Annotated in this window: 11 protein-coding genes and 1 pseudogene; 8 read left to right on the top strand and 4 right to left on the bottom strand. The window is 39.2% G+C overall.

Annotated elements, in window-relative coordinates; genetic code table 11:
* Positions 1–151: 151 nt before the first annotated feature.
* Entirely contained in the window at positions 152–1,279 is a 1,128-nt protein-coding gene (locus L0B17_RS05320; protein WP_235088149.1) for a Na/Pi symporter, read from the bottom strand.
* Between the two features lie 242 nt (positions 1,280–1,521).
* Between L0B17_RS05320 and L0B17_RS05325 the strand changes: the two genes are divergently transcribed.
* Positions 1,522–1,911, top strand: a complete 390-nt coding sequence (locus tag L0B17_RS05325; protein ID WP_235088151.1) for a ribosome recycling factor family protein — start codon at positions 1,522–1,524, stop codon at positions 1,909–1,911.
* Between the two features lie 110 nt (positions 1,912–2,021).
* Here the strand turns inward: L0B17_RS05325 and L0B17_RS05330 are convergent, their stop codons facing one another.
* Positions 2,022–2,900: a substrate-binding periplasmic protein gene (locus L0B17_RS05330; protein ID WP_235089600.1), complete on the bottom strand. Its 879-nt coding sequence runs from the start codon at positions 2,898–2,900 to the stop codon at positions 2,022–2,024.
* A 394-nt stretch (positions 2,901–3,294) separates the two neighbouring features.
* On the bottom strand, positions 3,295–4,155 hold the full coding sequence (locus tag L0B17_RS05335) for a PA4780 family RIO1-like protein kinase (protein ID WP_235088153.1): 861 nt from the start codon (positions 4,153–4,155) through the stop codon (positions 3,295–3,297).
* Between the two features lie 465 nt (positions 4,156–4,620).
* Here L0B17_RS05335 and L0B17_RS05340 point away from each other — a divergent pair, with 465 nt between their 5' ends.
* From L0B17_RS05340 to L0B17_RS05360, 5 genes and pseudogenes are all read left to right on the top strand, one after another.
* On the top strand, positions 4,621–5,118 hold the full coding sequence (locus L0B17_RS05340; protein WP_235088155.1) for a VF530 family DNA-binding protein: 498 nt from the start codon (positions 4,621–4,623) through the stop codon (positions 5,116–5,118).
* Between the two features lie 575 nt (positions 5,119–5,693).
* Complete coding sequence (gene cspE / locus L0B17_RS05345; RefSeq protein WP_226411051.1) at positions 5,694–5,903, top strand: transcription antiterminator/RNA stability regulator CspE; 210 nt, start codon at positions 5,694–5,696, stop codon at positions 5,901–5,903.
* A 491-nt stretch (positions 5,904–6,394) separates the two neighbouring features.
* Positions 6,395–7,327 (top strand): 23S rRNA pseudouridine(2604) synthase RluF, encoded by a 933-nt coding sequence (gene rluF, locus L0B17_RS05350; RefSeq protein ID WP_235088157.1) that lies wholly within the window; start codon positions 6,395–6,397, stop codon positions 7,325–7,327.
* A 188-nt stretch (positions 7,328–7,515) separates the two neighbouring features.
* Positions 7,516–7,746: a hypothetical protein gene (locus L0B17_RS05355; RefSeq protein WP_235088158.1), complete on the top strand. Its 231-nt coding sequence runs from the start codon at positions 7,516–7,518 to the stop codon at positions 7,744–7,746.
* A gap of 183 nt (positions 7,747–7,929) precedes the next feature.
* Positions 7,930–10,110: pseudogene (locus tag L0B17_RS05360) on the top strand (OsmC domain/YcaO domain-containing protein).
* A 241-nt stretch (positions 10,111–10,351) separates the two neighbouring features.
* On the opposite strand, the gene L0B17_RS05365 reads toward L0B17_RS05360, so the two are convergent.
* A complete protein-coding gene (locus L0B17_RS05365) occupies positions 10,352–12,454 on the bottom strand; it encodes a winged helix-turn-helix domain-containing protein (protein ID WP_235088160.1) in 2,103 nt (700 codons plus the stop codon).
* A gap of 119 nt (positions 12,455–12,573) precedes the next feature.
* On the opposite strand from L0B17_RS05365, the gene L0B17_RS05370 reads away from it, so the two are divergent.
* Positions 12,574–13,527: an alpha/beta hydrolase family esterase gene (locus tag L0B17_RS05370; protein WP_235088162.1), complete on the top strand. Its 954-nt coding sequence runs from the start codon at positions 12,574–12,576 to the stop codon at positions 13,525–13,527.
* Positions 13,528–13,752: 225 nt separating this feature from the next.
* Positions 13,753–14,571 (top strand): hypothetical protein, encoded by an 819-nt coding sequence (locus tag L0B17_RS05375; RefSeq protein WP_235088164.1) that lies wholly within the window; start codon positions 13,753–13,755, stop codon positions 14,569–14,571.
* Positions 14,572–14,862: the final 291 nt, after the last annotated feature.

Here is a 14,862-nt window from a genome sequence, read left to right on the forward strand (position 1 = left end):
GCGATGGCGATGGGATATCTGGTTTGGTTTTCTTCTAGTACAGCGACTTAAGAGTCAAACTAAGTTAAAAGTGGGGGTCAGATTTTTTGTTTGAACCCCACCAATATACAATAAGCTTAACTTACCTCAACTCAACTCAACTCAACAAGGGTCAATGCGTCATTGTAATCAGCGCTGCAGGAATAATGAAGAATACTGTAGCGATATAAGCTACTACAGTTAATTTATTTTGCTGGGCTTTTTCAGCTAACCATTCGGCACAATGAATCGGAACATTACGGAACAAAGGGATGCCGTAAAGTACGAGTACGCCTAATACGTTAAAACACAAATGCACCAGTGCGATTTGTAATCCTAATATTGCGTGCTCTCCCGATACCGCCATTGCAGCTAATAGCGCGGTAATACAGGTGCCAATATTTGCGCCTAGGGTGAAGGGATAAGCCTCTTTAAGAGTAATAATATTATTACCTATAAGGGGCACTATCAAACTTGTGGTAGTGGATGAAGATTGTACTAGCACAGTGACCGCTGTACCGGCGGCAATCCCATGACAAGGGCCACGACCCAGCGCCGTTTTTAGTATTGTTTCAGCACGTCCAACCATTAAGGTTTTAAGTTGTTGCCCCATAAATAGCACAGCAAAGAACAGAATGAATATCCCTAACCCAATGACAATCGCGCCATTAATTATCGGATTTTCGAACTGTAATTGTGTGGTAATAAATTGAGTTACTGGCTTGGTCATTGGTTTGATAAAATCGAAGCCAATGCTGCCAGAGCTGCTCATTGTTGCAAAGGGAGCGACTATCCAGCTACTTAACTTTTCCAGTAAGCCAAACATAATTTCTAATGGTAAGAAAATAGATACGGCAAGTAGATTGAAGAAGTCATGTACGGTTGCCCCCGCAAAGGCGCGACGAAATTCATGCTGGCAACGTAAGTGTCCTAAGCTGACTAAGGTGTTGGTTAATGTGGTGCCAATGTTTGCTCCCATTATCATGGGAATGGCTATTTGTAGCGGCAAACCGCCAGCAACTAAGCCGACAATAATACTGGTGGTGGTGCTGGATGATTGGATTAATGCGGTAGCGGTTAAGCCGACCATTAATCCGGTAATCGGATGTGAAGCAAACTCAAACAATGCCATTGCTTGTTCACCGCTTGCTAATTTAAAACCTGTACTTATCATTGCGACAGCAAGTAATAGTAAATACAGTGATGCAACTAAACTGAACCAACGCAATGTATTGCCAATTGGTAAGGGAGAAACGCTCATGCAACAACTCCAAAATGACACTTATGTGACGCGGCGCATTCTATCAGAAGGCCGTAAAAAGTAATCAGTTTGCCTGGTGAAATTGAAAATATATTTCTAATCAGAAAATTTATTTTCTCGTATAAAAATTATCAGCGTTGCTTGTATTTAAGCTTTTTAAATTATTGGTTATATGTAATTTTAGGAAGTGTTAACTTATTTAGATTGGGCTAAGGATGTCAATAATCTGGGGATGAATTTTAATGAATGAACCGATTACTATCGCATTGCCCTCCCTTATTCATCGAATAGGGGGAGACAATGTTAAACATGCTAAAGCCGTCGCCTTGTTATGTGATTGTGAGCTAAAGCGTGTGCGTCGTTCGAGGAACTGGTTAATATTAGGGCAGGCGATTCAGGTGCAATCATTTTCAACGCAGATAAAAGCGGACAGAAGTGAGGTGTTTCGTTATCTTATTCAAAAAATTGATGTTGGCTTACTTATCCATACAGACAAGCTAGAATCGTTAGAGGACAAGCTGAAACGTTTAATCACTCAAACCCCTAACATTACCTTAAGTGAGCTCATGCAAGTTACCGATTGCACCGTAGCGCAAGCTAGGGTGGCACGTTTTAATGCTGATTTATATTAAGTTTACTCAGTAGACGCTTCATCAAACTCCAACGTCTAACTCTAACGTCTAACCCTGTCACTTTACTTGAAGCTACTCAAGTTTAAAGCTGCTGTATTGATAATGGATTACTAACGGCTTAGTAAACCTTGCCCCGTATAATTGAAAGCACCATTACTGTCTATCATAGTAGGCGTTTTGGCTGGTGCTGGGGTTTGAGCAACAGATATATTCTGCCATTTATTAACCACCTTTGCTAACGCGCCGTGATTTGATAGGGTTGAAATAGCATTGTTCATTTCTTGTAGTAAAGCTGGTTTTTTTGTTTGCTTACTCAACATAAAGTGGATTTTATTCGTGTTCACAATTAAGGGTAATGGTGCTAGTGCAAGACCTTCTGATTGATTTGCAATATAAGGTAAAGAAATGGAGTCTCCAATCAAAATATCACCTCTTTTATAGGCAAGCATACGTACAGATTGAGCTGCATCCTGGCTAATAACTAATAGGCCCTGATTTTGTAATTCTGCTTTTGATTGTAAATAGTCTTTTCCATACCAACCATAAGTAGGGGCTAACAGCTTTAATTTTTGACTAAAAATATCCTGCCATTTATCTACGCTGATTTGGGGTAAGGAATCAGCTTTGGTAAACAATCTTATCTCTTCTTTTCTGTATGATTGGGTAAAAAAAGCATATTTCTCTCGCTCTTTTGTGTAACTGGCCCCCATCATCATGTCTAAGGTGCCAGCTTTTAACATTTGGTGGGCACGTTTAATTGGCATGTTGATAAAATGTATTTGGCAACCAAGATTATTAGCAACAAGAGTCAGTATGTCTATGTCCAGCCCAACAGCGTGACCAGAAGCATCAATCCAAGAGTAGGGGGCCCAATCATTAAAGCCGACTTTTATTGGTTCAGGACAAACAGATTCGGCATTATGACCAAAAACAAGATAAGACTGACAACAGAATAGCAGGGTAAATAACAATGTATTTTTCAATATCATATTGGCCACTAATTTTGCTTTGGTATTGAGCGTGAAATGGATTTCCCTAGTGAGAAATAAATATTTTGTTAGATCTTTTTAATCCTAGCCTTCTATCTCGAACATCGCTAGCGCCAAAGATGATTAAATTGGATAATATTGGTTTAGTTTACTTAATCACATGATTAATTGAGAGAGGGGATTAATTTCCCCTTTCTTGTTTTACGAGAAGCTTTATTTGCTTTGAGATTGTTTATATCGGATTGTTTATTTAGCTATTACTTTTTTGAAAGTTAGTTTGCGCTAGAAAATAGCGGGTAACTTACGTTATTCTAAGCGATTAAGAATAACTTCTGTGGTGGTGCCTAGTGACTAACCATCAGTAACATTGAACGACTATTTGGCACTTTATTGGCTAATCTTCATCTGAGTTTGCGTCAACAATTCGCTGTAAACGTTCTTGCTCTTCTTCCCTGGCGGCATTAATTTCTTCTAGAATCGCACCCACATCGGCAATATGTTCACTTTCTTGGAATTCGCCAGTCAGCTTAGATTGAGGAGTTAACTCGCCCGCTTCAAATAGTGCCCACATTTCTTTGGCATATTTAGTCACAGCAAGTTCTGGGGCGAATTGGCTATAATAGTTTGTCATGTTGTTCACATCGCGGGCAAACATCCATTCTGCATTGTTATTGGCAGCGGCATCAACCGCTTGAGGTAAATCGATAATGACGGGGCCGTTACTATCTACCAATACATTAAACTCAGACAAATCGCCATGAACTAAACCTGCACACAACATCAGCTTGGTATATTCAATCATGCTGGTATGATCACGAATAGCGTCTTCGGTAGTCATTTCAACGTCATTTAGGCGCGGAGCTACCATGCCGTCATCATCAGTGACTAATTCCATCAACAACACGCCTGAATAACAGCCATATGGCTTAGGCACTCGAACACCTGCATCGGCTAACCTATACAGTGCATCGACCTCGGCATTTTGCCAAGCTTCTTCTTGTTGATCGCGGCCAAATTTAGATCCCTTTTCCATCGCTCTAGCACGGCGACTGTTGCGAACTTTACGGCCTTCTTGATATTGCACCGCTTGTTTAAAGCTTCGCTTGTCTACATCTTTATAAACTTTGGCGCAGCGAATATCCTCGCCACAACGCACGACATAAACAGTAGCTTCTTTGCCACTCATTAATTGACTGAGGACTTCGTCCACCAAGCCTTCTTCAACCAGAGGTTGGATTCTTTTTGGGATTTTCATTGCGTCCTTATACCGTAATTATGCGCAGGATGGAATGCCCAGGTGAGGCTTTTTCTACATTGAAGGTGATGTGGTGTTTATTTGTACTCATCGGCATGTTTATGATGTGCCTCAAATGTAATGTTTTTATTTGATGGAGATATTATATTTATCCTTGCTACTATTTGTAAATTTTTAATCTAAAATTGCACAAATACTCGTCCATTATGAGAGAGTTGCATTGAGTATAAAAGCAGTCGATTGTCGCCGTGTTGATAAATATTTTACTGGTGCTGCTGTTTATTGTTGCTAGGTTTTATCAAAGCCCCCTTTTTATACTGAGTTAGCCAATCAAGGATAATAGCTCAGTGATATGATTATTTGCTATCATAAGGTATTCGGCGGCTCATATTAGATGAATTGATATTGATACCGTTGTCGTTTGGGCTACGAAAAAAACCGAAAACTCGGTTACTGGAACTCTTTATGATTGAATTACAACAGAATAACCCACTACATGGTTTAAAATTAGAAACCATGGTGACTGAGCTAGTAGATTTTTATGATTGGAAAATTCTTTACGCAGCATTGCGTTTGGAGTGCTTTCATACCAATCCAAGCATGGAAGCTGCTGTGAAGTTTTTAAAAAAGACTGAATGGGCTAGGGAACGAGTAGAAAACTTTTATCTTTATCGGTTTAAACGTATGCCTAAAGGCAGTGCGGCTCAGTTTGAGTTAAAACCTCGGGAACGCGGATTCTTCGATGGTATTGTGGCCCGTAAGCCTCAAGAGTTAACCGTGGAGTTAATTGCTGAGATGCGTGACAAAGCGACGTCTGATTATCAAGAGATGAAGCGTAATAATAGTCGTCCTCAATATGGTAAAGATAAACCAAAAACTCAAGATGCTTATGCACAGAACAAGCGTTCTAGCAGCAATCGACCAGCGCCATCACAAGATCCCAAAAACCCTTGGGGTAACTAGTGTCTGTTGCTCTTCGCGGCAAAAACAACCTTGAAAGATACAGGCCTTAGTCGTACGACTAACTTAGTTGTCGGTTAACTTGCACAGGTTAGCTTAATGTATAACAACAAATTAGCGCCTTTTTTAGGCGCTAATTTTTATCCCATCAAAGCCCTTTATATTCGATGACTTTTGTCACAATACTCGTCCAGCAAATCAATTTACCAGCCTTTAGAAGTATGCTCCCCCCCATTTGTGATATTAATCATTATTATTGAATATTCTGCCTAGGCTTAAAATTCAGTAATCATTGTATAAACAGTGGCTTAATTGAATTGCCTTAAAAATAAAGACGGTGTGTTTTAAAATTTTATCAATTAAGTCTTTACAATAATCAAAATTGAGGTATTATGTAGCTTGCTCTGGCAAACAGAGTTATTAATGAATATTAAGTAAAAGAAAAGCTTTAGATCTCTTCGTTATCGTTGTTATCCACAGTGTTTCCCTTAGCTTTATAGTCACATTCAATAATTCAAGCTTCAGTGCATCGCATTTTCGCGATAGATTTATTAATTTATTATATAAGGGACACAAAAATGTCTAAAACAACTGGTTTAGTAAAATGGTTTAACGAAGATAAAGGTTTTGGTTTCATCACTCCTGATAATGGCGGCGCGGACGTTTTCGTTCACTTCCGTTCAATCACTTCAGATGGTTTCAAAACTTTAGCTGAAGGCCAAAAAGTATCTTTCGAAGTAGAACAAGGCCAAAAAGGTCCTCAAGCAGCTAACGTTACTGCTGAGTAAGTTCTTACTTTAGTAAGATAGCGCGAATAGTCTAACGACTGTTTGCGCTTTTTTTTGCTTTAAAATTACCTTATCCCAAGCTTTCTTTATAAGATTGTGTCAACTACACCATTTATTTTTCATTTCTGTATTCCTCTTGCCTCTTTTAGCTGAATTTATGTAAATTGTCGCCGATACAATTTCTATGGTTAAGCTCTACTTTCTACAACGGCTGATCAATGCTTTGTCTTTTATTGCTAAAATACATCAATTGGTTAACCAGCATCATTGAGCATATAAAACCTTAGCTGAAGTATAATGTGTATAATCAATCACTTTAATATCGCCTTTATAGTGTATTCAGGCTTAGGCAAGGCATGCAAAAATTGATAAACTCAGCAGCGACATTAAGCCTGGTTGTTCCCTTATATTTATATTTCAGTGATGTTGATTTTTAAATTGCTACACCATGACCGTATTGATTGACAAATTTTACCTATAGGAATTTTAAAGTGACAGATTCAGCTATCCGCCTAAATAAATACATCAGTGGAAGTGGCATTTGCTCAAGACGTGATGCAGACCGTTATATTGAACAGGGTAATGTATTTATTAACGGTAAGCGTGCCCAGGTAGGCGATCATGTTACAGCGGGCGATAAGGTTAAGGTCAATGGTCACGACATAGAACCTAAAGATGTAGAAGATTTAGTATTTATTGCGCTGAACAAGCCGGTTGGTATTGTCAGTACTACAGAAGGTGCAGAACGGGATAATATTGTTGATTTTGTTAATCACTCAACACGTATCTTTCCTATCGGTCGCTTAGATAAAGACTCGCAAGGGTTGATATTTTTGACTAACAATGGAGACTTGGTTAATAAAATTCTTCGCGCTGGTAATAATCACGATAAAGAGTACGTAGTCACGGTCAATAAACCGATCACCGAGAGTTTTATTAAAGGTATGGGGGCTGGGGTGCCGATTCTTGGTGTGGTAACGAAAAAGTGTAAGGTTGAACAAGTTGCACCATACGCGTTTAAAATTGTACTTGTGCAGGGGTTAAATCGTCAGATCCGGCGTATGTGCGAACATTTTGGTTTTGAAGTGACCAAGCTTGAACGTCAAAAAATTATGAATGTTAGCCTTAAAGGGTTACCCATTGGTGAGTGGCGCGATTTAGATAAACAAGAACTCGATGTATTGTTTGGTATGATAAAAGACTCCTCATCAGAAGATAAAAAGTCTGTGGCCAAGAAAAAGCCAAAACCTAAGGCTAAAACCGAATCATTGCGCGATAAAATCGAAGGGCCTGAACATTTTATGCAGCATAATCGCAGCACAAAACATAAAGGTCAGGCCAAGGGAGCGCCAAGGGGGCAAACTAAAGGTCAGGCGCAAAATGGTAAAGGTAAACCTAGCCCGTCTAGAAAGACTAAACGTTAATTTATGGCTGACAGATTATAGAATTGGAAATAGGCGACAGTATTAATACTGTCGCCTATTTTTATTACTATATTTATTTGCTATAGGTGTCGATTTTTTCTGTATTTTTAGCGATATTACATCATGGAGTTAGATCGGTAATAATTGGGTTAACTTCAGTTATATATAGTTTTTTGGGAGTAATTACTGTGGTGGATAAAAAATTAATCCTTATTTTAAAGACATGTATCATCACAGGATTTAGTCTTATCTTGCTAGGTATTTATCTACACAACTTTAATGAAACCGTTGCAGCTATGGGGGTAAAAGGTATTATTATCAGCGCAATGTGCGTTGCCTTTGGAATGGTGCTGTCACTGCCCACCAAAATGTACCTGACGTTTCTTTTAGTCATGTGGGAGTCTGATAAAAATAAATAAAAGTGTTAACTTCCGATTGTATACTTCTGTTCCCCCTTCGCTTTTCCCTATCACGCTCTTAAGGAATCTGTTTAGTTCAGATTTTTGTTGAATAAACCCAAGACTATTGGGTCAAAAACACCGATAATTCATCTTAATTAGATAATTTGGCCATTTGGCCGTGAATGACTGTAGGCGTATTCAATGGAAATCAAAGTAAATTTTCTCGACAATTTAAGACTAGAAGCCAAGTTCGATGACTTTACCGTCACGGCTGATCAACCTATTCGCTACAAGGGTGATGGTTCGGCGCCGAGTCCTTTTGATTACTTCCTTGCCTCATCAGCCTTATGTGCCGCCTATTTTATTAAGGTGTACTGCAAAGCACGGGATATATCGACTGAAAATATCAGGTTATCGCAAAACAATATTGTTGACCCTGAAGATCGCTATAACCAAATTTTTCAAATACAAGTTGAGTTACCTGCTGACATTTCTGAGAAAGATCGACAAGGCATCTTGCGATCAATTGATCGCTGTACCGTTAAAAAAGTGGTGCAAACGGGGCCGGAATTTAAAATTGAGACCGTTGAAAATTTAGATGCGGATGCCAATGCAATGTTAATGGGGCAGACTGAAGGTGATGGCAGTACCTTTATTTTGGGTAAAGATTTACCTCTTGAACAAACCATTAAAAATATGACCACCATGTTAGCTGACCTTGGGATGAAAATTGAAATTTCATCGTGGCGTAACATAGTGCCAAATGTATGGTCTTTGCATATTCGTGATGCTGCCTCACCAATGTGCTTTACTAACGGTAAAGGGGCCACCAAAGAAAGCGCATTGTGCTCCGCTTTAGGTGAGTTTATTGAACGTCTTAATAATAACTTTTTCTATAATGATCAATTTTATGGTGTTGAGATCGCCAATAGCGAATTTGTCCATTATCCGAATGAGAAGTGGTTTGCATTAGAAGAAGATGATTCACTGCCGGCAGGCCTATTAGATGAGTATTGTTTAGATATTTATAACCCAGATGATGAGCTAAATGGCTCGCACTTGATTGATACTAACTCAGGCAATATTGCTCGCGGTATTTGCGCTATTCCCTATACGCGTCAGTCTGACGGTGAAACGGTATATTTTCCGTCTAATTTAATTGAAAACTTGTTTTTAAGTAATGGCATGAGTGCAGGTAATAACCTACAAGAAGCGCATGTGCAGTGTTTATCTGAAATTTTTGAGCGTGCAGTAAAGCGTCAAATTATCGAACAAGAAATTGTACTGCCAGATGTGCCAATGTCTGTACTTGAAAAATACCCCAGCATTCTAGCAGGCATTAAAGGCCTTGAAGAACAAGGTTTCCCTATTGTGGTTAAAGATGCGTCATTAGGTGGTCAATTCCGGTGATGTGTGTGACGTTAATGAACCCGAGAACCGGTGGTGTATTCGCCTCATTTGGCGCTCATCCAAGTTTTGAAGTGGCACTAGAGCGCAGTTTAACTGAGCTGTTACAAGGCCGCAGTTTTGAAGGTTTAAACGATGTGCCAAAGCCAACATTTAATAGTATGGCAGTGACTGAACCTGAAAACTTTGTTGAGCACTTTATTGACTCAACCGAGGGTAATATCTTGGCGTTTCTTTAGCAGTAAATATGACTACGAGTTCTGTGAATGGGATTTTTCTGGCAGTAGCGAAGAAGAAGCTAATGGGTTGTTTGGTATTTTAGAGGCCATGGGTAAAGAAGTGTATATCGCTGAGTTTACTGAGTTAGGAGCTTCAGCTTGTCGTATATTAGTGCCGGAATATTCAGAGGTGTACCCAGTTGATGACTTGATATGGGATAACACCAATAAGTCGCTAGCTTATCGTGAGGATATTTTAAATCTGCATTCGTTAAGCACTAAAGCCTTAGGTAAGTTAGTTAACCGTTTAGAAGAAAGTCAGCTTGATAATCATACTGATATTCGCACCTTAATTGGCATTGTATTTGATGAAAATACCGTTTGGGGTCAGTTAACCATTATTGAGCTCAAAATTCTGATTTACTTAGCATTAGGTGAGCATGAAGAAGCGATTGAATTGGTGGCTGAGTTTTTACAGTTTAACGACAATACCGTCCAGCGACGTTTATTCTTTCAAGCTGTGCATGCCGTGCTTGAGGTAACTTTAGATGAAGACTTAGCGCTAGAACATTTTATCGACAACTTTAATAGAATGTTTGGTGTTGAGGTGATGGACAATGTGGTCGGTTCTGTCTCGGGTAAAGTTCGTTTTTATGGTTTAACTAAAACCAGCATTAATTTAGAAGGGATCGAGCCGCATTTAAGGCTGATTGAAAGTTACAAAAAGCTTCATCAAGCGCGCCAGCAAAAGTCATAAGCATCAACAAATAATAATGCCAGTAGTAACTTTTAAGTTAGCGCTGGCATTTTTTAGTTTGTTTTGACTATACAAATATAGCGCTAGTTTAAATTTAGCTCTAATTTTTCTCGCAATCGCTCTCATGTGTTCAGCGAAATAAACTTGAGTATAGGCAATGATATAACCTCTATTTAGATGGCTAGAATAACCATGCTGCTATAATTGATAACACAACATGAGTGACAAGCCCTTGGTTTTATCACGAATCCGAAAGCAGTAGTTGCCAAATATTACTATGACTTAACTCTATTTGATCACAGGCAAAAAAATCGTGCCGATAAGCAGTATTGCAGTGATTAGGCATACGTCCAGGAAATTCAAACAGTGTCAGTGTCTCTGAGTTGTTTACGCTTAATTTTCTGTACTCCTTATCCAACAAATAGTAAATGTCATCATCACGTAATTGCCAATGTCTCCACCCTGCAATCGGAAAGTCATTAATCAATCGTGTTTCACTGCCGGTGTGTAAATCTAATTGGTATAACCTGGGATGATTAAATTTAGTGAAGTACAACAACTGGCCGTTACTTTGGGCGCTATATCCTCCTTTTGTGGTTAATTGAGTGGCTTTGCCTGTTTCTGGCCAAAGTTGCCAAATATTCCATTGGTTATCTACTTCAGCACTAAATAATATAGACTGTTGTGAATAGGCAACGTGATGTACCTTGGAAAATTGTTGTGCCAATAGTTGCCAGTTTCTATTTTTTACAGAATAGCGATATAAGCGATTATTGATACTGGCAATAAGATCTTGATCATCGGCAGACCAAGCCATTGCGCTAATATGTTCTATATCGTGATTAAACTCGGCAGTATAAGCAGCTTGGTTTTCCGGTTGAATATAGACCTTTTCTTTACCGGTACGATTAGATTTAAATGCTAGGATGTTACTTTTATTGCCTAAAATAGGCTGTTGGCTAATCCATGAGCTAGCGGTTAGTGCAATGGATGACGAGTCTTGCAGTGAATAGCTGAAAATGTTCATCCTTGTTTGGCTTCTTTCTGTGATGATTGAATGTGAATCATCACCGCTAGCTAGCCTGCCGAATTGATCACTTTTTTCTACTGTGGTTAGTATCGATGTGTTGATATCAAACTCAAACAACCCTTCACTATTAGATGCCAGCAATTGATGCTCAGTAAGCCATTGTAAGCCATATACACCATCAATAAAGGGGACATTGGCAATAATATTATTGTCGTTAATATTTAATAGCTTAAGACTATCGAGACCATTATCGCGGTACTCGACTACTGCTAGAGTTTGGTTTTTTGCAGACAAGGAGAACGAATAGTCTCCGAGATTATTACCTATTTGTTGAGGGTGGGTTAACTGTTGTTTCCTACCGGTATCCAATTGATATGCATAAATAGCATAAGGTTCAGATATGCTTGGCCGATATTGGTAAATCAGTCTTTTGCTCTGTATATCAAAACCTAATTGAGTCACGACTCTTTGGCCACAATCTAATATTATCTCTAACTGTTTGCTTGCCGGGTTCAATTTTACAATTTCACATTGCCTTTGTTGTAAATTATTTAACCGAGATGCATAGATAAAACCATCGGCAGCATAGATCACATCTGTGTAGTAATAGGTATCATTAGTCATGGCGATCGGCGGATTATCGGCTTGCTGCATAAACAGCTGAGCATAATCGTCAGCGCTTGCTCTATACAAAAAAACCAAACCTTGAGTCTGTGGATCGAATGATGGATTAAAGGCGCTGCCCTGAAGGGCGGTTTTCGGTTGTCTATCTAGAATTTTAAGTAATGGTTTTTGAATGCTCGACTGGCTAGATTGATAAAACGTTACCCCTACGATGATAAATAAAATAGCGATGACAATACTCAATACCGTTGGGTTGAAGGCGGTTAATAATGTGCCAGATTTATGAATCTTAATGTCAGTTGCTTTAGGCTGAGGGAGTATTCTAGCCTGATTGTTTGAGTCTGTTTTGGTATTTTCTGCATCACTTAAATTGGGGGAGGTCAATAAACTAGGGCGCGCTGTAAAAATATAACCGACTTTACTTACCGTTTTTACCCATGTTGGAGATGAAGGCATGTCTTCAATGAGCTTTCGCAGTTCACCAATTGCACGATTTACCGCAGCATCACTGACAATTCTCCCCCCCCAAACTTGTGTAATCAGTTCTTCTCTGGATATCGCTTCTTGAGGATGATTGCAAAAAAAGACTAACAGTTCAAAAACTCGTGGTTCGCAAACTAGACAAACGTTGTTTTTTACTATTTCTACTTTTTCAAGGTCAACGGTAATATTACCAAATACAAAGCGCATCTATATCCCTATGATTCTATTAAGCATTATCATTTCATTATCAAACCATTCTTACCTCTTTATTGTTCCGGATCAAGGTGGTGGCACACTTAACTCACAAAAACGATAAAAGGATTATCATGAAGATTACATCGAATAGCATTAAGTATCATACCCAAAAGGTGAGTATTGCACGACATTTGGTTCAATCACTGACAAGGTTACCTACAGTGTCTTTAGCTTTGTTGAGTTTATTAGTCGGGTGTGGAGGTAGTCGTGACATTCCTAGCACCCCAGAAATTCCAGTAGTAAAGCCGCCACAAATCAATACTTGTGCTGGTGCATCATTACCAGCCGATGCTAGCTGTATGACGGTTAATGCTCGTGATGCAGTTATTTATAAGCCAAATGCTGAAATAAAAGGTATCGCCTTATTCCTACACGGCGCACCGGGAACACCACAGAAAGTGGCGGGAATTTTTGATGCAAAGAGTTTAACAAATGAAAGGCAATTATTATCAGTCTCACCACAAGGCAGTAATAACGCTTGGGGGTGGGACAGTGAAAATAGTGACAATGGTGGAACTATAGATACTGACTTTATCAGTAGCTTACTTACTCAAGTTAGAGCGGAGAATAATATTACCAGCGATAAAGTGTATGTTTTTGGTTATTCGGCGGGTGGATTTATGGGGTATAAGCTCGCATGTGAAATACCAGAACAAATAACCGCAGTTGTTTCACTAGCAGGTCAATTTAGAGGGAGCTTTGACCAATGTACAACATCTACAGCTGTCACACTGCATCACTTTCATAGCCCGCAAGATTCTGATGTGCCCACTTGGGGGCGTACGGTTGGTAATATTCAGTCGGTAACAGACACATTAGCCCATTGGCGACAAATTAATGGTTGCAGTGATACAGTTGCTTCAATTGAGCACCCAGCGGTTAATAATGCTAGTAATGGCACCGAAACCTCGGTTTGGCAAGGTTGCTTCAAACCGGTCAGCTTTTCGCAAATCAATAATGTGTCACATGAAGCCATTTATGATTCTGAAGCATTAAAGCAAATATATGCACCAATATTTAACTAATTCTATTTCGGATTAAATGAATGGATAAATACGCCAAATCAGCATATTTATCTATTCTATTTCGAACTTGTGGTTTTCTTGTCGGTAAAGTTCGATTTGAAGTGATTACTGTACTAATAGCAAGTCAATTACACGCAGTTTGCGGGGGATTGACGGCTTTGTAAAAGTGTTCGGTTGTTCACTAAGTTTATGAAATAAAATTTAAATTCATTAATCGGAGGCGTTATGAACTCAAAAAATTCTGCTTTAATATACGTTGCGATAGTCTTATTACTGAGTTTATCGGCATGTGGTGGTGCATCGTCATATATTGCTCCTGTTGCAGATAATCATCAGGATGAAGTGGATGTTGAGCGGCCAACAAGTAATTTACCAATACCTGATAATCGTTTTGCAAATGAATATAAAATCCTATTCTTTGGTAATAGTCATGTATCTGGCCAACCGAGTTTGATCAACAGACTAATCCAAGTGGGTAATAATAACTCACAAGTTACTACATTTAATGCTGGAGGAGGCTTTTTAGATGATGCTGCAAGCCAAAAGCGGCGAGAAGATTTATTAACAACAGAGCCCTGGACGCACGTTATCTTACAGGGGCAAAAATATTCACAGTCTGGCACAGTGAATTACCCCACTTTACCTGCGCAGGTTTGGATAGCGAAGGCCAAAGGTAAGTCAATTACTCCAATTCTTTTTCCAGAGCATCCGCAAATTGGCAGGGACGAGGAAGCTAGACAAGTGCACCAGCTGCATTCCAGCATAGTTGCGGTACAGCAATCTTGCATTGCGCCGATAGGGCTTGCCTGGAACAAAGTTTTGATGATATCACCAAAACTTAGGCTGCACATGGCTGATGGTAATCACGCCTCACTAATGGGCAACTTATTAACAGCGTTGGTTTTTTACGAGGTGATCACTGGACATTCGGCAGACTTATTACCTTATATAGCTGATATAGCCGTTGACGAGCCTACTCAACAATTACTTGGGCAAATCGCTTCTGAAACCATTCAGGCTAACGTACCCTGCACTTTTGGCTGATAATGAGAGTCATGTTTAGTTGTTGATACGTTTCATAATATTAGCGTAAGTATCACACCGATTTTGATACGGGTAAAGGCATGTGCCAAAGGCTAGATGGTAAAACTCAATCACTATATATATCTGAGGTCACATGTTTTTTGAACTGGAGTAGACTACATTTTGAACTAAAGCTGTTAAAAAAAACAAGTGAACTTCAGCTAGGATAGGTGTGACTTAGTCACTTGGACTTCCAGTTTACAAAGCCAATATTGATATCCTCATCTACCGGCTAGATAAATCTTAATGATA

Source organism: Shewanella sp. OMA3-2, assembly GCF_021513195.1.
In the GTDB taxonomy this organism is placed as follows: domain Bacteria; phylum Pseudomonadota; class Gammaproteobacteria; order Enterobacterales; family Shewanellaceae; genus Shewanella.